This is a genomic window from Variovorax sp. 05N34 (assembly GCF_056397405.1).
The window spans coordinates 41,982-60,709 of sequence record NZ_JBFTNI010000017.1; the positions used below are offsets into that span (position 1 = coordinate 41,982).

An 18,728-nucleotide genomic window follows, 5' to 3' on the forward strand; every position below is an offset into this window, starting at 1 on the left:
AGCGGGTGTTCAGGGCGAAGTTCCAGTGCGAAATCAGGATGCCCATCCAAGCACCACGCGCCGGCTGTTGGCGCTCTTCTTCTCGATCTTCGTCACGACGACCGAGCCGATCTCGCGCGTGTTCGCCACGTGCGTTCCGCCACAGGGCTGAAAGTCGATCTGCTCGGATTCGCCGATGCGGATGGTGCGAACGGTTCCGGAACCGCGCGGCGGCTGAACGCTCATGCTCTTGACCAGCGCCGGGTTGGCGTCCAGTTCGTCATCCGTGATGGCGCCCACTGCGAGAGGATGGCCGGCAGCAACAAGCCTTGCGAGACCGGCGGTGAGCGTCTCCTTGTCAAGCGGCTCCGTCATGTGGAAATCGAGGCGAGCGTACTCGGGGGTGATGGAGCAGCCGTTGACCGGCTGAGGAACCAAATGGCAAAGCAGATGCGTGGCGGTGTGAAAGCGCATCAGCTTGTGGCGGCGCTCCCAGTCAATGTGCGCGGCTACGGGTTCGCCGGGCTTCAGGGTATCGAGAATCGCGGACTGTTCGGGCGCCGGCACGTGCAGGATGTCCGTGGTGGGCCTGCCCTCGACATCCTTGGCCTTGCGTGTATCGGCAATGGCCAACCGGCGGCCACTGCTGAGTTCGAGCCATCCGCTGTCGCCCGCCTGGCCGCCACCCTGCGGATAGAACACGGTACGGTCGAGCACGACGGCACCTTCCTCGATCCTCAGGATGCGGGCTTCACAATCGCGCAGATACGCGTCGGCGCGAAAAAGATCGTCGGTCATTGCCCGATGGTAGCGGTGCGGGCGCGGCGGGGTGTGCCCACGCTCGAAAGCGCCCGTCGCCGACAGTCGGACGCGGCGAATGCCTCAAGATGCATGGTTACAGATTGAGATTGGACGGACCTCGACCCATGAAGACCATGCTCCGCATTCATGCCCGCTCCGCGATCGCCCCGCTGGCCCTGCCGCTGGTTATTGCGATCTCGTTGAGCGCTTGTGGCGAGGCCGCGAAACTGCCGCCGGACGCCGGCATCGGCGCAACGCCCGAATTGCCTCCGCCCACGAGCACGCTGATCCCCACGCTCAACATCGCGCCTGCCATCGGCTGGACGGACACTGCCGGCCCGACGGCTCCCGAAGGGTTTGCGGTGACACCGCTTGCCCGGGGGCTCGACCATCCGCGGATGGTCTACACATTGCCAAACGGCGATGTCCTCGTCGTCGAAAGCAACAAGCCGCCCCCGCCGGAAGGCAGCCATGACGGCGGCGACGGCCTGATGGCGCGCATCAGGGCAAAGGTCCAGGAGGTCGTCCAGAACCGCGCCGGGGCGGGCGTGCCGAGTGCCAACCGCATCACGCTCCTGCGGGATTCCAACGGCGACGGGGTGGCCGATGTGCGGCAGGTGTTCATGGAGAACCTCAACTCGCCTTTTGGCGTGGTCCTGGTCGGCAACGAGTTGTTCATCGCGAACGCCGATGCGCTGGTGAAGGTTCCGTACGCCGAAGGCCAGACGACCGTCACGGCGACTCCGACGCGGGTGACCGATCTGCCCGCGGGCATCAATCATCACTGGACCAAGGACGTTGTCGCGAACAGTGACGGGTCCAAGCTCTACGTGACGGTCGGCTCGAACAGCAATGCCGGTGAAAACGGTCTTGCGGCCGAAGAAGGACGAGCCGCGGTGTGGGAGGTCGATCCGAAGACCGGGCAGAAGCGCCTCTTTGCCGGCGGCCTGCGCAATCCCGCCGCGGCGGCCTGGGAGCCCGAATCGAAGAGTCTCTGGGTGGTCGTCAACGAGCGTGATGAGCTTGGCAGCGATCTCGTGCCCGACTATCTCACTTCGGTGAAGGAGGGCGCGTTCTATGGCTGGCCGTGGAGCTACTACGGTGGGCATGTCGACAATCGCGTCGTCCCGCAGCGACCGGACATGGTCGCCAAGGCGATCGCACCTGACTACGCCCTTGGCTCGCACCGGGCGCCGCTCGGCGTCGTCTTTTCGAGCCCGCGAGGGATGCCGGCGCAGTTCGCCAATGGCGTATTCATCGGCGAACACGGTTCATGGAACCGCAAGCCGCTCGCGGGCTACAAGGTGGTGTTCGTGCCCTTCGTCGGCGGTCGCCCGAGCGGTCCCCCGGTCGACTTTCTCACCGGCTTCTTGAATGCCGACCAAAAGGCGCAGGGTCGGCCCGTCGGCGTTGCACTGGACAAGAGCGGCGCGCTTCTGGTCGCCGATGATGTGGGCAATACGGTTTGGCGGGTGGCGAAGAAGAAGTAGAAGCAGAAGCAGAAGCAGAAGCAGAAGCAGAAGCAGAAGTGGAACCCCTCGCAGGGCACTAAGATTGCCCGGATGAAAGCTCCCCCCAGCCGCTACTGGTCTCGATTCACGACGCGCGACTTTCGCGCGCTCGATCCGGCGACCACCGTTGCAGTGCTCCCGTTGGGCGCCACGGAGCAGCACGGTCCGCATTTGCCGCTCAGCGTGGATTCGACGCTTGTGGATGGTATCGTGGAGGCTGCCCTTCCGCTGCTGCCGCCCGATCTGCCGGTGCTGTTCCTGCCGACCCAGCATGTTGGCCTGAGCCCCGAGCACGCACGCTTCCCCGGCACCCTCACTTTGTCTTCGGAAACGCTGATCCGTTTGTGGAGCGAGATTGGCGCCTGCGTTGCGCGTGCCGGCGTCAGAAAGCTGGTGCTCTTCAACGCCCATGGCGGGCACGTCGGTGCGATGGACATCGTGGCGCGCGAACTTCGTGCGGCGCACGGTCTTATCGTCTACAGCGCGAGCTGGTTCAACCTCCCGCTCGGAGAGGCTGCCACTCAGTTCAGCGACGATGAGCATCGGTTCGGCGTCCATGCCGGCGAGATGGAGACCTCGATGATGCTGGCCCTGTCTCCCGGTCAGGTCGACATGGAGGCCGCTCGCGATTTCGGCTCGACTTCGCGACAGCGGGCCGTCGACTATTCGGTCCTTGGCAACGGGCGGAGCGCCAAACTCGGCTGGGCGATGGAAGACTACAACCCAGAAGGCGCCGCCGGCAATGCCGCGGCGGCGACCGCCGAAAAAGGCCGCGCGCTGGTCGAAGCGAGCGCTGCGCAACTGGCCGCCCTGCTGGCGGAAGTGGCGCGTTTGCCGCTGACCACAGCAAACACCGGGCCATTGCCCTGAAGCGTTCGAAAAGCGGATCCGCGGTCCCACGGATCTTCAGCCGGCCGGCAAGGGCCCCGTCGGCGCGAGATCCTTGATCTTGATCGAACCGTCGGGCCGCTCGCAGGTGCCGATCAGGAGACCACTCGCGATGGCATGCTCTTTCAGCGCGTCGAAAACTTCATCGCGGCCAGGGGTCGCGGAAAAGTCATGCGGGGCGCCCAGCGCGAAGATCTGGAAAGCGTAGCGATGCACGCCGTGACCGGGCGGCGGATCGGGCGGAAGCCAACTCGCCTGAAGATACGAATTGAGGCCCGCACGAAACACCTTTCCTTCTTCGTCGTCGCGCGAAAGCGCACCCTCGGGCAAATTACCATCGCCCGGCGGGAGATTGACTGCGATCGCATGAACCAGCGGGTGCGGCGTCGGAGAGTCCGCGTCTTCCACCAGCAGGACCAGCGAGGTCGAGCCGGTCGGCACCTCGGTCCAGTGCAGCGGTGGCGACTCGCCCTCGCCATCGGCCGTATAGCGCGAAGGCACTGGGGCGTGATCGGCAAAGGCCAGGCTGGCGAGCTTGATCGAAGCCATTCCTTGGCGCAAACCGAGTGTGTTGAAAGCTATCTGGTCGAGACCGGCCCGGACGTCGTGCAGCGCGTGGCCGATCACATCGGGGAGTTTTTCGAGCATGCTGCCTGTATAGCGCGGTCCGACCCATGCGTGTGTAGGACGCCAGGGGGCTCGGGCGCTATCATGAAAACCCCACCGCGACTCTTCGCCGAAGGAACCCTATGAGCATCGTTTGGACCATTCTGATTGGCTTCGTCGCGGGCCTTGTGGCACGCGCCATCAAACCCGGAGATGACTCCGCAGGCTTTATCGTTACCACGCTGATCGGTATTGCGGGTTCGCTGATAGCGACCTACGTGGGTCAGGCCATGGGCTGGTACACGGCGGGTCAGGGCGCGGGATTCATCGCTTCGGTGGTCGGCGCGATCGTGCTGTTGGTCCTTTACGGCCTGATCAAGCGGAAGTGAGTTCGCGCGGCGGCGACACCGCCTCTGGGTGCAGGACATGCCGGTTCGGAAAACACGAAGTCGCCATCACCACCATGTGTACGTGGTGGAACTCGGCGATCAGGTGTGGAATGCCGCGCGCTTTCGCCGCGTGAATCCCGACTACAAGCTGGGCATGCCCTTTGTCTATGTCGGGATGACCGGTCTTGATCCGGACGTGCGCTTTGACAAGCACAAGGCCGGCATCCAGGCCAATGGCTTTGTCCGTGATCATGGCCTTCGGCTTTTGCCGGCGCTCTATGCGATGTACAACCCGATGCCCTATGAGGCGGCCAGGGACATGGAAGTGGAACTCGGCATCGCGCTGCGCGAGGCCGGCTACGGCGTCTGGCAAGGGTAGGTTCTGGACAGGTTCCGAATGGAGAAGTGAGAAGGACATGAACTCCGCCTTTTGCATTGTGACCACCAGCCTCGGCACCGAAGACGAGGCTGAAACGCTCGCGGCCGAGATCGTCGAGCAGCGGCTGGCCGCCTGCGTGCAGGTGCAGCGGGTGCGAAGCCTGTACAGATGGCAGGACACGTTGCATCGCGAGCCCGAGTGGGTGCTGCACATCAAGACGCTCGAGGCACGTTATGCGGCGCTGGAGTCCTTCATCCTCGAGCGCCACAGCTATGAGACGCCCGAGATCATTCGCATGCCGGTTGCCGGCGGATCGGCAGGCTATCTCAGCTGGGTTGAAGGGGGCTGTGTCCCACCCGTTCAGGAGTAGGTCACCCAGTCTTCGTACGCCGGGCCATCAAGGTGCGGCAGCGTGTTGTAGGTCACGAGCATGTGACGCTTCGGCGTAAAGGCAAACTCCGTCACCGCCGTGTTTCGCATGCGCAGGTTCAGCTCGATCGTCGTGGCGGGGCTGGTAGCCAGCACATGGCCCACCGCGGTGCTGATGGGGCCGCCGCTCGACACCACCAGCACCTTCGCGCCGTGGTGCTTGTCTCGAACATGGTCCAGAGCGCTCGTCACGCCCGCGAGGAAATCGACGTAGGTCGGCATGCCGGTTGGCTCTGTCCTACCCTGCATCCAGCTGTCTAGCCCTTGGCGCAGCAGGCGGAAATGGTGCCGGTACATCTCCGGCGTGTCGGCTCGCTCCAGCTTGTCCGGGTGAATGGTCGCAATCAGCGCTTCGCTGTCGTATTCATTCAGTCCCGGCCAGGGAAGGACGTCGTCGCGCTTCAACCCCAAACCTTCGGCGATGCCTTCCCAGGTCTGCCGATGGCGCTTCAAGGTGCCCGTGATGACGGCATCGAACTGCATGCCGCGCTCGCGCCAGTATTCGCCGAGGCGCACCGACTGCTTCTTGCCGAGCGCGCTGAGGTTGTCGTAGTCCGCTGCGCCGAAGCTGGCCTGTCCGTGGCGCACGAGATAGAGAGTTCCCATGGCTCGATTTTGACCAGTGGTTCGGAAACTTCAGGTCGCGGCGGCGACGGGAAAGCTGAATACTCAGGAGATCAGGTTGTGTTCGCGCGCAAAGACGTAGATCTCCAGATCGCTCTTGAGACCCAGCTTTGCCATCGCATCGGACTTTTGGCGGCTGACGGTCTTGATGCTGCGCGAAAGACGTTCCGCAATCGCGGACACGGTCAATCCCGAAGCGAAAAGTCGAAGGACTTCGCCTTCGCGCGGCGACAGGCGCGCGAAGGCGCCGACTTCGGTGTCGAACTGGCTTTGCTGAAGGTTGTGCTTGAAAGTGGTGCTGATGTAGTCGCGACCTTGACCCACCGCCTGAATCGCGATCGCGATCTCGTTCATGCCCGAGGCCTTGTCGATCAGGCCGCGCACACCGCTGGCGAGGATGGCGCCGAGCACGCCGACGTTGCTCATCATGGTGAGCACGATGACCGGCATGTCGGGGTACAGGCGGCGGATGCGCTGGACGAGGGCGAGGCCGTCTGCTTCTTCTCCGCCCGGCATCGAAAAATCGGTGATCAGCAAGTCAGCGGGTGTCTCGGCCAGCACGGCGATCAGCGCTTGCGGCGAATCGGCTTCGGCGACGACGGAGATGTCCAAGGCGTCTTTCAACACCATACGCACGCCGGCTCTGATGATTGGATGATCGTCAGCGACGATGACGCGCTTGTTCATGGCAATCCCATGTCGGTTGCTGAAGGGAGCGGGATTGTAGTCTTCGTCTACCACTTACATACGACAAACGAACAGCGGGGTTGCGTGTGCTTTTGGGATCAGGATCCGGTGATCACACCCGCGAACATATCGGCGTCGACATTGCCGCCGGACAGCGCAATGCCGACCGTCTTTCCCTGCCAACGGGAGCGCTGTTGGATTGCGGCCGCAAGCGCGGCGGCACCCGCGCCCTCGGCCACATTGTGTGTGTCAGTAAAAAGAATTCGCATCGCCTCGGCGATTTCGCCGTCGGCGACAGAGACGATGTCGTCGGCCTCGCGCCTGAGCACCTCCAGCGCTTCGGGGACAGGTGTTCGACAAGCCATGCCATCGGCCAGGCGGGTGCTGACGGGTGCCTCGACCACCGTTCCGGCTCGAAATGAGTCGAGATATGCGGTGGCGTGCGACGAGACGACGCCGATCAGCCGAGTAGACACGCCGCAATGTGCGCGGGCAGCCGCTGCGCCCGCAAAGCCGGAACCCAGGCCGATCGGCACGAACAGGACATCCGGCGGAGCAGGCGCCAGGGCCTCGAAGAACTCGATCCAGCCGGTTGCCACGCCGCGCACCAATTCGCGATGAAACGAGGGGACGCGATGCAATCCGTCCCGTTCGGCCAATACGGCGGCGTGCTCGCTTGCCGTCTGGAACTCGTCGCCATGCTCGACCAGGGTCACGCCCAGTGCCCGCATGGCTGCATTTTTTTCGAGCGAGTTGCCATGGGGCACCACGATGGTGGCAGCGATACCGTGGCGTCGAGCGGCAAAGCCGACCGATTGGCCGTGGTTGCCACGCGTGGCACTGACGACATGCCGAATCCGAGGTTGATCGCGTGCCAGCGTCTCGAAATAGGTGAGTCCGCCGCGGAGCTTGAAAGCGCCGATCGGCGTGTGGTTCTCGTGCTTGGTCCAAACCGTGCATCCCAGGCGTTGCGCGAGCAACGGCCATGCGTACTGCGGCGTGGGCGGCATCGCCGAGTGGACGGTGCTCAACGCGGATTCGATCTCTTCGCGGCTGAATCTCATCACTTGCGATCCATTAGGGCGATGCGAACGGCGAGCGCGCCGAGCACGCTGCCCATGACGTACCGCTGCGCGAGGAGCCAAGCTTTGCTCCTCGACAGAAAGCCCGTGATGCTTGCCGCGCCCAAGACCAGCAGCATATTGATCCCGCCGCTGACGAGGATTTGAACCGCGCCGAGCGCCAGGCTCTGCAACAGTACGGAGCCGCGGTCGGGATGCAGGAACTGCGGGAAAAAGGAGAGATAGAACATGGCCACCTTGGGGTTGAGCAGGTTGGTCAGGAAGCCCATGCTGAAAAGCTTGGCCGGCCTGTCGTGCGGCAGCAGTCGTGCTTCGAACGGTGCGGTGCCATTGGGCTTCACGGCTTGCCAGGCCAGCCATAGGAGATAGGCGGCGCCGGCGAGACGGATGGCGTCGAATGCGACGGGAACGGCGATCAACAGCGCCGTGAGGCCGAGCGCTGCTGCCATCAGGTGCATGACGAATCCGAGCAGCACGCCGGCGAGCGAAATCAAGCCGGCGGCACGGCCCTGGCACAGCGCGCGCGAGACGCAATAGATCATGTTGGGCCCGGGCGTCAGCACCAGTATGAGCGCGGCGAGGCTGAACCAGGCGAATTCGGAGGCGGTCAACATGATCAGATTCCTCGGGAGTGGAGCGCGACGGTGCCGCGCGGCGTGTCGAACACAGCGTGAAGATCGGGTGCGCCGTTCGCCAGAGATACGCCCGTCAGGCCGATCGCGCGGAGCGCAGAGGCGAGGTCCGTCGAACGCGGATGTGCAATGCTCAGCGAACGCAGGGCAACTCGCGAATCGCTCATGCTGTCGCTCGGATGCACGGGGCCCCACTGAATCAATGTCGGCAATGCACCGTAGAACAGTCGCTGACCGTCATCGCGTACCGTGATTTGCCACGACAGGCGACCGGCTGGCGTATCGCGCGATGCCTCGATCACGCGGCCACGATCGAGCCGCTCTTGGCTCAGCATCTGGACTGCGGCATGAACGTCCGCGACTTCTGCGACGAAGTGCACCAGTCGTGGGCCTTCGCGCTCTAGCGTCGCTTGCAGTGCGGCATCGTCCAAGTCGAACCACCGCTGTCTCATTGGGTTCCGCTGCGATGCTGCGGCGGGATCGATCGCAATGACTTCAAGATACAGGCGCGGCGAATCTGCCGCGCCGATCTTCATCAGACGGTTGTGCGTGCCCATCAGAGGGTGCGCGCCGCCAGGACCGGGTAGCACACCGAATGTGGCCTCGCACCACTGCACCCCCTGGTCCAGGGTCGCCGCGGCAATCACCAGATGGTCCAGTCGCGCTTTCATCGCGCTAGCCTAGAGCGTGACGATTCCGTCGATGCAGGTGACCGAGTCGCCGCCCACCCAGACCTGGCCGTCACTGTCGCGCATGACGTGGACGCGTCCATCGCGGCCCAGCACTTGCCCTTGGGTCGCGACGTACCGTTCCGGCAGATGCCCGTCGGCGATCAGCCATTGCGCGAGGCTGGCGTTGAAGCTTCCGGTGACCGGGTCTTCTTCGACGCCGACCGGCGCTGCAAATCCTCGTACTTCGATGCCCGGGGCCGATTCGTCCGAGAGCACGAATGCTCGCGCTTCGCGATTCGAGCGCGTGATTAGCTGGGGTGATTCAGCTGCAGACAATCCGGCGACACCGACCTTGTAGCCGAGTTCGAACAAGGCGCGATGGTCGGGCTTGAGCGCAAGCACCGTGTCAGCGTCGGCCAGCAGCAGGCCCAGCCAGACAGTGCCGTTGTCCAGCAACTGCGCCGAGACGATCTGTGGAGCGCGGATGCCCAGCGCTGCCGCCACTTTCGCCAGCATCGTCGGACTGGGTGCGCTGCGCCGCAAAGGCGGTGCGGCGAAGGTCAGGCGATCGCCCTCCCTGTGCATCGGCACCAGGCCGCTTTCGCATTGCTGGACGATGCGGTTGCCCGCCTTGGGCTTTCCGCCGGCCTGCAGCCACGCGTGGCAACTGCCGAGCGTCGGATGGCCCGCGAAGAGCAGTTCGCCACCAGGAGTGAAGATGCGCACGCGGTAGTCGGCCGCCGGATCGGTGGGGGGCAGCAGGAATGTGGTCTCGGACAGGTGTGTCCAGGCCGCAAAGCGTTGCATCGTCACGTCGTCGAGCCCGGTCCCGTCGAGCACCACCGCCAGGGGGTTGCCGAAGTAGGGCGTCGAGGTGAAGACGTCGACTTGTTTGAACGGGCGAGTTTTCATCTGTGTCATTCAAGTGGAAGGTCGAGCACGCCGCGCGCACCCGTCCGACTGCGCAGGTCTGCAAACCAGCGCTCCACATTCGGCCACGAGGGGTGCGTATATTCGGTTTGCGGCAGCCCTAACCAGCGATGCGCTTCGCAACCGACCGGGATGTCGGCCATCGAGAACTGGTCTCCAAGCATGAAAGCACGCGTCGAAAGATGGGCGTCCAGCAAAGCGAATAACGGCTCCGTCGCGCGAACTGAATATTCGATCACTTCGGGCTGTCGCTGCGATGCCGGGGTGCGTATCCATTGCTTGAACGCGCCGCCGCTGACCGCATTCAAGGTGGTTTGCTGCCAATCCATCCACCGTTCGGCATCGAAACGTTGAGCGAGGGCTTCCGGGTAGAGCTTTCCTGTCGAATGCTTGGCGCAGAGATAGCGCACGATCACGTTCGACTCCCAGAGTACGACCCGGTCCTCGCCTTCGCCGTCGTCGATCGCCGGCACCATGGCATTCGGATTCAGCTGCAGGTATTCCGGCGTTTGGACGACACCGAATTTTCCACCTGCCTCGGTGCGCTGGAAGTCGAGCCCGAGTTCCTGTGCGCACCAAACTACCTTGCGTACGTTGATGGAGCTGATGCGCCCCCAGATGTTGAGCATGTCGAACGACCCTTTGGTGCGATCTCAGGTGGGGCTGGCGGCTAACTGGCGCTGAACTTCGGCCGCGGCACTGTGCGCAAGCTGCTCGCGAACCGCATCTGCCAAGGCGGCAATGGCCGTGTCGATTTCGTCGACGCTTGCAGTGACGAAGGAGAGACGCATCGTGCGCGGATCGCCTTCGCCAGCGTAGAAGGGGAGGCCTGGAACAAACGCGACGCCGCGTTCGACCGCTCTGGGCAGGAGCTCGACGCTGTTCATGCCTTGGGGCAGGCGCAGCCACAGGAACATGCCGCCCGCAGGCTTGTTGAATTCGACCTGCAGGCCCTTCATTTCGCGAGTGAGYGCTGCGAGCATCGCATCGCGCTGGCGCTTGTACAGCGCGCGGATGGTCGGCACGTGGCGGCTCAGGAAGCCCTCGCGCATCACTTCGGAGACCATTCGCTGGTTGAAGCTCGGCGTGTGCAGATCGGCCGCCTGCTTGGCCTGCAGCAACTTCGGATAGATCGACTTGGGTGCCACCATGAAGCCCAGGCGCAGGCCGGGCGCAAGCACTTTCGAGAAGGAGCCAAGATAGATGCACCCCTCGGGGTTGCGAGCGGTGAGCGGCAGCGGCGGCGCTTCGTCGAACCAGAGTTCACCATAGGGGTTGTCTTCGACGATGGGCAGGCCTGCCTTTGCCGCCGCGGCCGATACCGCTGCACGCCGCTCTTCAGTCATTGTGCGACCGGTCGGATTCTGGAAATTAGGCAGCAGGTAAACGAACCGCGCGTCATTCGATTTGGCAACCATGTCGTCGACGACCACTCCCTCGTTGTCGCTCGCGACGCTGATGGGGAGGGGCTCCATGGGCGAGAAAGCTTGCAGCGCGCCGAGATAGGTCGGCGTTTCGACCAGCACGTGGCTGCCGGGATCCAGCAGCACTTTGGCGATCAGATCAAGGCCTTGTTGCGAGCCGGTCGTGATCAGCACCTGTGCAGGGTCCACGTTCCACGGAAGCATTTCCGCGACTGTTTCGCGCAACGGACCGTAGCCTTCACTGGCAGCGTATTGAAGGGCCGCCTGGCCATCCTTGTGCAGAACTTCGGCGCAGGCTTCGGCGAATTCGCTGATGGGGAAGGTCTTGGGCGAGGGCAGGCCCCCGGCAAGGCTGATGATGCCTGGGCGTTCGGTCACCTTGAGGATTTCGCGAATCACTGAAGGATTCATCTTTTCGGCGCGTGCGGCGAGTTTCCAGTTCATGTCATGACTCCGTGAATGTATGAATCGTTATCGCGAAGCGGTGGCGAGAGCGGCACGGGCTCGCGGTTGCGAAAGCTTCTTCCCCGCAACCACGGTGGCGACCACCGCGGCGGCAAAGCCGAGCGTAACGATATCGAGCGGCTCGCCCAACAGGGGAATGGCGGCGAGGATGGAAAGAAAAGGTTGCAGCAGTTGCGTCTGGCTCACGCGCAAGGCGCCGCCCATTGCCAGGCCGCGGTACCAGGCGAAGAAGCCGACCCACATCGAGAACACTCCGACGTAGACGAAGCCGACCCAGGCGGACCCGGCAATCGGTTGCTGTGGCCAAAGCAACAGCGTTCCCGGCAGCGTCACAGGCAATGCAAGTACGCAGACCCAGCAGATGACACGTTCAGCGCCCAGTGCAGGCGTGACTTGCGCGCCGTATATGTAGCCGAGAGAGGCCGCAAACACAGCTCCAACCAAGAGCACGTCGGCCCATTCGAAGCCGAAGCTCGCGCCTTGGCTGTTCGCGCGCAGCAGCGAAAAAACCAGCACCAGCGCACTGCCTGCGATGGCGCAAAGCCAGAAGCCCAGCCTCGCACGCTGATGCAGCACCCAGGCAGCGCACGCAGCTGTCACGAGCGGCAATAGTGCCGTGACCACGGCGGCATGGCTCGCAGTGACCACACGCAGCGCATAGGCCAGAAGCAGCGGGTAACCGATCGCATTGCCCAGCACGGCCATGACCAGCGCTTTCCATTGATGCGGCCGCGGCAGGGGAGCGCGCGTGCCGAGCAGGAAGATGGCCGAAAGAACGCCGGCGAGGGCCGCGCGACCCAGCGTCACGAACCAGGGCGAGAGTTGCGGCGCCGCTTGCGTGCCTGTGGCGAGCCGTGTCATGGGCAGCGTCACGGCAAAGAAGACGACACCGAGCACGCCGAGCCACATGCCAAGCGTCTCGTCCTTGATCTTCATACGCCGACCATCCAGCACGCGGTGAGCACAAGTACGGCCGCCATGGCGCGGTTGAACCAGAGCAGCCGGCGGCCGTGCGCCAGCCAGTGGCGGAGCAACGCGCCGGCCACTGCATAGCTGAAGTTGCTGGCGAAGGCGTAGATGAGCATCACGGGCGCAACGATTGCGAAACGGTGCAACGCATCAGCGTGGCCCGCGATCCAGCCAGCAACCAGCGTCAATGCCAGAAGCCACGCCTTGATGTTGAGGAACTGAAGCAGAACGCCCTGCTTGAAGCCGACGTCGAGTTGCTCGCTATTTCCGTTTGCCTGCGCAAGCGTGGCGCTTCCACTGAGCTTCCATGCAAGCCACAGGAGATAGAGGATGCCGAAGGCCTTGATGACCAGCCGCAAGGATGGGGCCGCCACCACAAGGGCCCCGATGCCTGCTGCGCAAAGCAGCAGCAACAGCGTCCATCCGACAGGGACGGCGATCACGAATCGCATGGCATGCGGCAGGCCTCTGTTGGCAGCCAGAGCCGTGGACAGAGTGGTGTTTGGCCCTGGCGAAAAACTCATCGCCGTGGCCAGTACCAGCAGCGTGGTGAATTCTTGCCAGTTCATAGGCCACAGTCTAAACTCATGACCATTACAGTTCCTATACAGTTTCTCAAACAATGAAGGCAGTCTGTATTGGTCTGATGATCAACACAGAACCGAATCGCATGCTGACACGAACGTCCACACAGTCGCTCACAGGGCAGCTCGCCGATCGCTTTGCCGAACGTATCCGGGACCGCCTGCTCGCCCCGGGGGCGCGCTTGCCTTCTGTCCGTGAATGTGCGCGGCAGCAGGGCGTCAGTGCGCACACGGTGGTTGCAGCCTACGACCAGCTTCTTGCTCAGGGGTTGATCGAGGCGCGGCGTCAAAAAGGCTTCTATGTGCGTGATTCTGCTGCGCCCGCCGGAAACGCGCCTGCCCGCATGACCTTTGCCGCGCAGCCACCGCAGGCGCAGACGGTCGCAGCAGACGCCAGCATGTTGATCCGCGGCATGTTTTACCGGCCCAGCGACAAGCCACAGCCCGGCATGGGTGTGTTTCCGCCCGATTGGCTGGAATCGACCTTCATGCCTGCGGCCGTGCGTCGCGTGACGAACACCAAGTCGCTGCAAGAGTTTTCGCTGCAGTACGGCGAGCCAGCGGGCGACAGCGGGCTCCGGCGAAGCCTGGCCACCAAGCTTGCGCGCATCAACGTACCGGCGGGTCCCGAGCAGATCGTGACCTCGGTGGGCGCTACGCATGCGCTGGACATCGTGAGCCGGACATTGCTGCGGCCCGGAGATCCGGTGATGGTCGAGGAACCCGGGTGGGCGCTCGAGTTCGCGCGGCTCCAAGCGCTCGGCATGCGAATCCTGCCCGTCCCGCGCCATGCCGACGGCCCGGACCTGGACGTGATGGAGCGCTATTGCAACGCGGGCGAAGGTCACCGTCCCAAGCTCTTCGTGAGTGTCAGCGTGCTGCACAACCCGACCGGGTACAGCCTGTCGCCCGGCAGCGCCCACCGCGTCCTCCAGTTGGCCAACAAGCACGACTTTCACATCGTCGAAGACGACACATACAGCCACCTCGCGCCCGAGTACGCGACCCGTCTTTGCGCGCTCGACGGCTTGCAGCGCACCATCTATGTCAGCGGATTTGCAAAGATCCTCGCGCCCAACTGGCGCATCGGTTTTCTGGCGGCTTCACCGGAGATGGTCGGGCGACTTCTGGAGACGAAGCTGATCGCGACTTTGACCACGCCGTCGTTGTTGGAGCGAGCATTGGCCTGGTGCATCGATCAAGGTCAATTGCGCCGGCACGCAGAGCGAATTCGACTGCGCCTCGATGGCGCACGCGGGCGCACAGTCAAGCTGGCCCTGGGTGCGGGATGCACGCTGGCTTCGGAACCCGCTGGACTTTTCGGCTGGCTCGACACGGGCGTCGACACGGATGTACTGACGCAACGCATGCTCGACGAGGGCTATCTGATCGCGCCAGGCTCGCTATTTCATGCAAGACGACCTCCGACCACGCTGATGCGCATCAACTTCGCAACGGGGCAGGATGCTGCATTCTGGCGAGTATTCACCCGTGTGYGGGATCAGGTTTAGGCGCCGAGACGCGCCTCTCAAAGCAGTTTGTCGGGGGCGAGTGGACCCAGCAGTTTGAGCAGCAAACGCAAACTGGCACTGGTGTCGGGCTCGGACATGGCGTCCGCCACCCCGCTGCCTGCCGGCGCCCGCCAAACCAGATGGCCATCGCGTTGCTCAACGTGCCATGCACCCTCTCGAAAGGCCTTCTCGATATTGTCGGTCGCTATCCGTGAAAGCTCATTGCTTCGAATCAGCAATGCGATTTCCGTGTTCTGAAGTTGCGAGCGCAGATCGAGGTTCATCGAACCGACCACCAGAAGACGCCCATCAAGAACCAGCACCTTCGAATGGAGCATCGACCGTGATTCGCCGGCAACGTTGCTCCCTGCGCCGAGGGCGCTACTCAGGCCCGCTTGTTCGCTGCGCAACTCGTAGAGTTCGATGCCCATCGAGAGAAGTTCCTCCCGATGCCGCGCGTAGCCCACATGAGCGATGGGAGCGTCATTTGATGAAAGCGAGTTCGTCAGTACGCGAATACTGACGCCGCGTGCGCGAGCGGCGGCGAAGGCATGTTTGATTTCCGGACCGGGGACAAAGTAGGGAGAGATGATCAGCAGGTCGTGTCGGGCGAGGCCGATCAGTTGCAAAAGGCCTTCGACGACGGTGTCGCCGTCTTCTGCAGCGTTGGCTGCCGCATCCATGGAACTGTTCGGGCGCGAGCCTGGAGGACGTGCCGACTTGCCGCTGACGACCGGGGCCTGTGCAAGTTTGGAGTCGCTCGCATCTGATTTTGATCCGTCGAGGGGAATCTTGTTTGGCTTATCGACGAGTACGACCGCGGGAGCCCATACGAACGCGGCCTCGCGGAGATCCATCGGTTGTTCGTCCCATGCGTGAGCACGCTGAGCGGCGGAAGGGGGTGCACCATCCACCTGAGGCGGTGCGGCGCCACTCGGGGCGCGTTCTCGCTCCGTGGCGTCCGCCGCCCGTGCGTCGCTGCGCAACTTGTCGAGCTCTTTGCGCGTGACGAGGGACTGCACCGGATAGGCTCGCTCGTTGTTCCAATAGGCGTCGAAGGTCCGTGAAAGGTCGCGCACAATCCGTCCTGCCGCCAGCACATCGAGGTCAATGAAGTTTGCGCTCTTGTCGTTGCCGAAGTAGGCATCCCCCAGGTTGCGGCCCCCCGCGACAGCCATGACGTTGTCGGCGATGAACAGCTTGTTGTGCATGCGCTGCTGAATGCGAGAAGCATCGTCGAGCGAGCTTACGAGGCGCCCCAGAGTCGAGTCTCTCCCACCGACCAAGGGATTGAACATTCGCATTTCAATGTTGGGCTCCAAGGCGAGACGCATCACAAGCGCGTCGCGGCCCGTGCTGTGGAAATCGTCGAGGAGTACGCGCACATGCACGCCCCGCCGGGCCGCTTCGCGTACGCCAATGAGTAGACGCGCCGTGCTCGCGTCGGCGTGAATCGCGTAGTACTGCAGGTCCAATGTCTTCTGCGCGCCTTGTACCAGCGCGAGTCTGCTTCCGTAGGCGGCCTGGGGCCCCTCGAGCAGGAGGAAACCGGAGTCGAAGCGGGTGGCTGCAGCCTCTTGGCGTTGCCTGACGATCGCGGCCAAAGGAGTGTCCGAGGCTGTCGCTAAAGCTGTTGAGACCGGCCTCTGCACGTCCTGGGGCAGCTGTGCGCAGGCGGAGAGACACAAGACAAAGCCGGATGCCACGCAAAGGCGCAGGGCCATTGCGGCGCACCGTCGGACCATCCGGAATGAATGCATGCGGGGTCTGTAAAGTCAGGACGCCGCATGCTAAGCGCGGCCATAGCCCAGCTCGCGTCAGACAATAACGCCGTTATCCCTCGCCGGCCGCGCCGAGTTCTTCCCAACGTTCGAGGGCCGCCAGCAACTCTTCTTCGATCTTTGCGTGGCGTTCGGCAAGCTCGGCTGCTCGAGATGGATCATTCGCGTAGATGGCGCTGCCATCCTGATCCAGCGCGTCGGCGATGCGCTTCTGCTCGTCTTCGAGAGCTGCGATCTGCGCGGGGAGCAGTTCGAACTCTCGTTGTTCCTTGTAGGAAAGTTTTTTCTTCGTCCCCGTGCGCTGCGGTGCAGCAGGGGCTGGCGGAGGTGCTGCCGCGACAGGGGCCGCCGCCACGGCTCGCTCCTCTGCAATCTCTCGTGCACGCTTCGATTGGGTCAACCAGTCCTGCACGCTGCCTTCATACTCGCGCCACTTGCCGTCGCCTTCGAACGCGATCGTGCTCGTGACCACGTTGTCCAGGAAGGTGCGGTCGTGGCTCACGAGGAACACGGTCCCGTCATAGTTCTGGAGTAGATCCTCAAGGAGCTCCAGTGTGTCGATGTCGAGATCGTTGGTCGGTTCGTCCAGAACCAGCACATTTGCGGGACGCGCGAACAGACGCGCCAGCAGCAGCCGATTGCGTTCTCCTCCGCTCAACGACCGTACAGGCGAATGGGCGCGTGCGGGTGAAAACAAGAAGTCTGCAAGGTAGCTCTTCACGTGTTTGCGCTGACTACCGATCTCGATCCATTCGCTTCCTGGACTGATGAAGTCTTCCAGCGTTGCGTCGAGGTTGAGCGCATTGCGCATCTGGTCGAAGTAGGCCACTCGCAGATTGGTCCCGCGTCGAATCTTCCCGCTGTCCGGCTCCAGTTCGCCGAGGATCAACTTCAACAGGGTCGTCTTGCCTGCGCCATTGGGGCCAATCAAACCTACCTTGTCGCCGCGCAGGATCGTGCTGGTGAAGCCGCGGATCACTGGCTTGTCGCCGAACGTCTTGGAGGCGTCAGTCAGTTCAGCGACGATCTTTCCGCTGCCTTGGCCGGATGAGACGTCCATGTTGACGCTTCCGAGCACGTCCCGCCTTGCGGCCCGGTTCGCCCTCAGTGCCTCAAGGCGATTGATGCGGCTCTGGCTTCGCGTCCTGCGCGCTTCGACTCCCTTGCGGATCCAGATCTCCTCCTGGGCCAGCAGCTTGTCGGCTTTTGCGTTGATTACTGCTTCCCGTGCAAGCTGCTCGTCCTTCTGTACGAGATATTGCTCGAAATTGCCCGGATAGGAGTTCAGCTTCCCCCGGTCCAGTTCCAAGATACGGGTCGCCACCCGGTTGAGAAAGCTCCGATCGTGCGTGATCGTCACCACGCTGCCCTTGAAGTCGATTAACAACTGCTCGAGCCACTCGATCGAGTCGAGATCAAGGTGATTGGTAGGCTCGTCGAGAAGCAGCACGTCGGGTGTGGCGACGAGCGCTTGCGCGAGCGCCACGCGTTTGCGGGTACCGCCGGAAAGCGAACCGACCCGCGCCGCGCCGTCCAGATGAAGGCGATGCAATGTTTCCTCGACCCGCTGCTCCCAGTTCCAGGCATCAAACGCTTCGATCTGCGATTGAAGCGCATCGAGATCAACACCCGGCGCGCCGGACAGGTATTGATCCCGAATGGCGATCACTTCCGACAGCCCTGCGCTCGCAGCTACAAAGACGTTGGCCTCCATGTCGAGAGATGGCTCTTGCGCAACGTAGGTAGTCCTTAGCCCTTGTTGGACCTGGAGGGTCCCGTCATCGGGCTTCTCCAATCCCCCGATGATCTTGAGAAGTGAAGACTTGCCGGCACCGTTGCGGCCGATGAGGCCGATACGTTCCGATTCCACGAGTGAAAAGTCCGCGTGATCCAGTAGCGGGACGTGTCCGAATGCCAATTGGGCGTCGAGAAGAGTAATGAGTGCCATGTATGGACTGCATTATCTGAGTTGGGCACCACGCTTGACCGTGATGACCGCTCTGAGCGGAAGGGGCCGAATGCCTCCACGCACAACTGAAAGCGGGCCTATGATGGAGAACTCGGCCGAGCGTGGTGAAGGATTTTGTAGGACGCCGTTCAATCGCATTCGACCGGGACGAGTGTGCAGGATCGCTTTAAAAGCGTGGCATAATCGAGAGCTGCGCTGGATTGGCTGCCTTAACGCTCGTGAGAAAGCAGGCCAAGCAGGCGAAGACCTTTGATTTGATATGGTCTTTTTACCGTGTCATAATCGAAGGCTCCGCTAAACACGGATCTTGATGTTGCTCTCCGGGGTGGTATTGAGATGAGCGGAGAGGGGGAAGAAAAAAACTTCAAAAGTTTTTCGAATCTTCTGAAAATCGTGTAATAATAGAGGGCTTCGCTG

The 18,728-nt window shown here is 62.8% G+C and carries 21 protein-coding genes; 6 read left to right on the top strand and 15 right to left on the bottom strand.

Annotated features, from left to right (window positions below; translation table 11 throughout):
* Positions 1-33: 33 nt before the first annotated feature.
* Positions 34-777 (bottom strand): alanyl-tRNA editing protein, encoded by a 744-nt coding sequence (locus tag AC1DMA_RS29085; RefSeq protein WP_478146326.1) that lies wholly within the window; start codon positions 775-777, stop codon positions 34-36.
* Between the two features lie 137 nt (positions 778-914).
* Here AC1DMA_RS29085 and AC1DMA_RS29090 point away from each other — a divergent pair, with 137 nt between their 5' ends.
* Both AC1DMA_RS29090 and AC1DMA_RS29095 read left to right on the top strand, forming a co-directional pair.
* A complete protein-coding gene (locus AC1DMA_RS29090) occupies positions 915-2,270 on the top strand; it encodes a PQQ-dependent sugar dehydrogenase (RefSeq protein ID WP_478146339.1) in 1,356 nt (451 codons plus the stop codon).
* A gap of 72 nt (positions 2,271-2,342) precedes the next feature.
* Positions 2,343-3,161, top strand: coding sequence for a creatininase family protein (locus AC1DMA_RS29095; RefSeq protein ID WP_478128743.1), 819 nt, complete (start codon positions 2,343-2,345; stop codon positions 3,159-3,161).
* 36 nt (positions 3,162-3,197) lie between these two features.
* Here AC1DMA_RS29095 and AC1DMA_RS29100 read toward each other — a convergent pair whose 3' ends face one another.
* The gene (locus AC1DMA_RS29100; RefSeq protein ID WP_478146327.1) at positions 3,198-3,827 is read right to left on the bottom strand and encodes a YbhB/YbcL family Raf kinase inhibitor-like protein; all 630 of its coding nucleotides are present in this window, start codon (positions 3,825-3,827) and stop codon (positions 3,198-3,200) included.
* A gap of 101 nt (positions 3,828-3,928) precedes the next feature.
* Between AC1DMA_RS29100 and AC1DMA_RS29105 the strand changes: the two genes are divergently transcribed.
* From AC1DMA_RS29105 to cutA, 3 genes are read left to right on the top strand one after another with little or no spacing between them, the layout of a single operon-like run.
* On the top strand, positions 3,929-4,174 hold the full coding sequence (locus AC1DMA_RS29105; protein ID WP_286571615.1) for a GlsB/YeaQ/YmgE family stress response membrane protein: 246 nt from the start codon (positions 3,929-3,931) through the stop codon (positions 4,172-4,174).
* Between the two features lie 37 nt (positions 4,175-4,211).
* Positions 4,212-4,553 (top strand): hypothetical protein, encoded by a 342-nt coding sequence (locus AC1DMA_RS29110; protein ID WP_478146328.1) that lies wholly within the window; start codon positions 4,212-4,214, stop codon positions 4,551-4,553.
* Positions 4,554-4,590: 37 nt separating this feature from the next.
* On the top strand, positions 4,591-4,923 hold the full coding sequence (cutA, locus tag AC1DMA_RS29115) for a divalent-cation tolerance protein CutA (RefSeq protein ID WP_478128746.1): 333 nt from the start codon (positions 4,591-4,593) through the stop codon (positions 4,921-4,923).
* Here cutA and AC1DMA_RS29120 read toward each other — a convergent pair.
* From AC1DMA_RS29120 to AC1DMA_RS29165, 10 genes are all read right to left on the bottom strand, one after another.
* Positions 4,914-5,588: a histidine phosphatase family protein gene (locus tag AC1DMA_RS29120; RefSeq protein WP_478128747.1), complete on the bottom strand. Its 675-nt coding sequence runs from the start codon at positions 5,586-5,588 to the stop codon at positions 4,914-4,916. The two genes, cutA and AC1DMA_RS29120, sit on opposite strands and share 10 nt — an antisense overlap.
* A 63-nt stretch (positions 5,589-5,651) precedes the next feature.
* Positions 5,652-6,293 carry a response regulator gene (locus tag AC1DMA_RS29125; RefSeq protein WP_478128748.1) on the bottom strand — a complete coding sequence of 214 codons (642 nt, stop codon included), beginning with the start codon at positions 6,291-6,293 and terminating at the stop codon, positions 5,652-5,654.
* A gap of 98 nt (positions 6,294-6,391) precedes the next feature.
* Positions 6,392-7,357 (bottom strand): threonine dehydratase, encoded by a 966-nt coding sequence (locus tag AC1DMA_RS29130; RefSeq protein ID WP_478146329.1) that lies wholly within the window; start codon positions 7,355-7,357, stop codon positions 6,392-6,394.
* Positions 7,357-7,989, bottom strand: a complete 633-nt coding sequence (locus tag AC1DMA_RS29135) for a LysE family translocator (RefSeq protein ID WP_478146330.1) — start codon at positions 7,987-7,989, stop codon at positions 7,357-7,359. The genes AC1DMA_RS29130 and AC1DMA_RS29135 overlap by 1 nt, the downstream gene beginning before the upstream one ends.
* Before the next feature lie 2 nt (positions 7,990-7,991).
* Positions 7,992-8,678, bottom strand: coding sequence for a VOC family protein (locus AC1DMA_RS29140; RefSeq protein WP_478146331.1), 687 nt, complete (start codon positions 8,676-8,678; stop codon positions 7,992-7,994).
* A 9-nt stretch (positions 8,679-8,687) separates the two neighbouring features.
* Entirely contained in the window at positions 8,688-9,590 is a 903-nt protein-coding gene (locus AC1DMA_RS29145) for a PhzF family phenazine biosynthesis protein (protein ID WP_478146332.1), read from the bottom strand.
* Between the two features lie 5 nt (positions 9,591-9,595).
* A complete protein-coding gene (locus AC1DMA_RS29150; RefSeq protein ID WP_478146333.1) occupies positions 9,596-10,237 on the bottom strand; it encodes a glutathione S-transferase family protein in 642 nt (213 codons plus the stop codon).
* Between the two features lie 24 nt (positions 10,238-10,261).
* Positions 10,262-11,476: an aminotransferase-like domain-containing protein gene (locus AC1DMA_RS29155; RefSeq protein ID WP_478146334.1), complete on the bottom strand. Its 1,215-nt coding sequence runs from the start codon at positions 11,474-11,476 to the stop codon at positions 10,262-10,264.
* Between the two features lie 27 nt (positions 11,477-11,503).
* A complete protein-coding gene (locus AC1DMA_RS29160) occupies positions 11,504-12,433 on the bottom strand; it encodes a DMT family transporter (RefSeq protein WP_478146335.1) in 930 nt (309 codons plus the stop codon).
* Entirely contained in the window at positions 12,430-13,035 is a 606-nt protein-coding gene (locus AC1DMA_RS29165) for a LysE family translocator (RefSeq protein WP_478128757.1), read from the bottom strand. Before AC1DMA_RS29165 ends, AC1DMA_RS29160 begins: the two co-directional genes overlap by 4 nt.
* A gap of 101 nt (positions 13,036-13,136) precedes the next feature.
* Here AC1DMA_RS29165 and AC1DMA_RS29170 point away from each other — a divergent pair, with 101 nt between their 5' ends.
* Positions 13,137-14,561, top strand: coding sequence for an aminotransferase-like domain-containing protein (locus AC1DMA_RS29170; protein WP_478146336.1), 1,425 nt, complete (start codon positions 13,137-13,139; stop codon positions 14,559-14,561).
* A 17-nt stretch (positions 14,562-14,578) separates the two neighbouring features.
* Here AC1DMA_RS29170 and AC1DMA_RS29175 read toward each other — a convergent pair whose 3' ends face one another.
* The 3 genes from AC1DMA_RS29175 to AC1DMA_RS29185 form a co-directional block, all read right to left on the bottom strand.
* Positions 14,579-16,285 (bottom strand): phospholipase D family protein, encoded by a 1,707-nt coding sequence (locus AC1DMA_RS29175; protein ID WP_478128759.1) that lies wholly within the window; start codon positions 16,283-16,285, stop codon positions 14,579-14,581.
* Positions 16,286-16,394: 109 nt separating this feature from the next.
* Positions 16,395-18,290 carry an ATP-binding cassette domain-containing protein gene (locus AC1DMA_RS29180; protein WP_478128760.1) on the bottom strand — a complete coding sequence of 632 codons (1,896 nt, stop codon included), beginning with the start codon at positions 18,288-18,290 and terminating at the stop codon, positions 16,395-16,397.
* 230 nt (positions 18,291-18,520) lie between these two features.
* A partial coding sequence (locus AC1DMA_RS29185; protein ID WP_478146337.1) for a hypothetical protein occupies positions 18,521-18,728 on the bottom strand: 208 nt, incomplete at its 5' end.

What these genes read in the sequence shown, in the direction of transcription:
- AC1DMA_RS29085 (WP_478146326.1), bottom strand. Translation starts at nt 777, where the DNA reads ATGACCGACGATCTTTTTCGCGCCGACGCGTATCTGCGCGATTGTGAA.
- AC1DMA_RS29090 (WP_478146339.1), top strand. Translation starts at nt 915, where the DNA reads ATGCTCCGCATTCATGCCCGCTCCGCGATCGCCCCGCTGGCCCTGCCG.
- AC1DMA_RS29095 (WP_478128743.1), top strand. Translation starts at nt 2,343, where the DNA reads ATGAAAGCTCCCCCCAGCCGCTACTGGTCTCGATTCACGACGCGCGAC.
- AC1DMA_RS29100 (WP_478146327.1), bottom strand. Translation starts at nt 3,827, where the DNA reads ATGCTCGAAAAACTCCCCGATGTGATCGGCCACGCGCTGCACGACGTC.
- AC1DMA_RS29105 (WP_286571615.1), top strand. Translation starts at nt 3,929, where the DNA reads ATGAGCATCGTTTGGACCATTCTGATTGGCTTCGTCGCGGGCCTTGTG.
- AC1DMA_RS29110 (WP_478146328.1), top strand. Translation starts at nt 4,212, where the DNA reads ATGCCGGTTCGGAAAACACGAAGTCGCCATCACCACCATGTGTACGTG.
- cutA (WP_478128746.1), top strand. Translation starts at nt 4,591, where the DNA reads ATGAACTCCGCCTTTTGCATTGTGACCACCAGCCTCGGCACCGAAGAC.
- AC1DMA_RS29120 (WP_478128747.1), bottom strand. Translation starts at nt 5,588, where the DNA reads ATGGGAACTCTCTATCTCGTGCGCCACGGACAGGCCAGCTTCGGCGCA.
- AC1DMA_RS29125 (WP_478128748.1), bottom strand. Translation starts at nt 6,293, where the DNA reads ATGAACAAGCGCGTCATCGTCGCTGACGATCATCCAATCATCAGAGCC.
- AC1DMA_RS29130 (WP_478146329.1), bottom strand. Translation starts at nt 7,357, where the DNA reads ATGAGATTCAGCCGCGAAGAGATCGAATCCGCGTTGAGCACCGTCCAC.
- AC1DMA_RS29135 (WP_478146330.1), bottom strand. Translation starts at nt 7,989, where the DNA reads ATGTTGACCGCCTCCGAATTCGCCTGGTTCAGCCTCGCCGCGCTCATA.
- AC1DMA_RS29140 (WP_478146331.1), bottom strand. Translation starts at nt 8,678, where the DNA reads ATGAAAGCGCGACTGGACCATCTGGTGATTGCCGCGGCGACCCTGGAC.
- AC1DMA_RS29145 (WP_478146332.1), bottom strand. Translation starts at nt 9,590, where the DNA reads ATGAAAACTCGCCCGTTCAAACAAGTCGACGTCTTCACCTCGACGCCC.
- AC1DMA_RS29150 (WP_478146333.1), bottom strand. Translation starts at nt 10,237, where the DNA reads ATGCTCAACATCTGGGGGCGCATCAGCTCCATCAACGTACGCAAGGTA.
- AC1DMA_RS29160 (WP_478146335.1), bottom strand. Translation starts at nt 12,433, where the DNA reads ATGAAGATCAAGGACGAGACGCTTGGCATGTGGCTCGGCGTGCTCGGT.
- AC1DMA_RS29165 (WP_478128757.1), bottom strand. Translation starts at nt 13,035, where the DNA reads ATGAACTGGCAAGAATTCACCACGCTGCTGGTACTGGCCACGGCGATG.
- AC1DMA_RS29175 (WP_478128759.1), bottom strand. Translation starts at nt 16,285, where the DNA reads ATGGCCCTGCGCCTTTGCGTGGCATCCGGCTTTGTCTTGTGTCTCTCC.
- AC1DMA_RS29180 (WP_478128760.1), bottom strand. Translation starts at nt 18,290, where the DNA reads ATGGCACTCATTACTCTTCTCGACGCCCAATTGGCATTCGGACACGTC.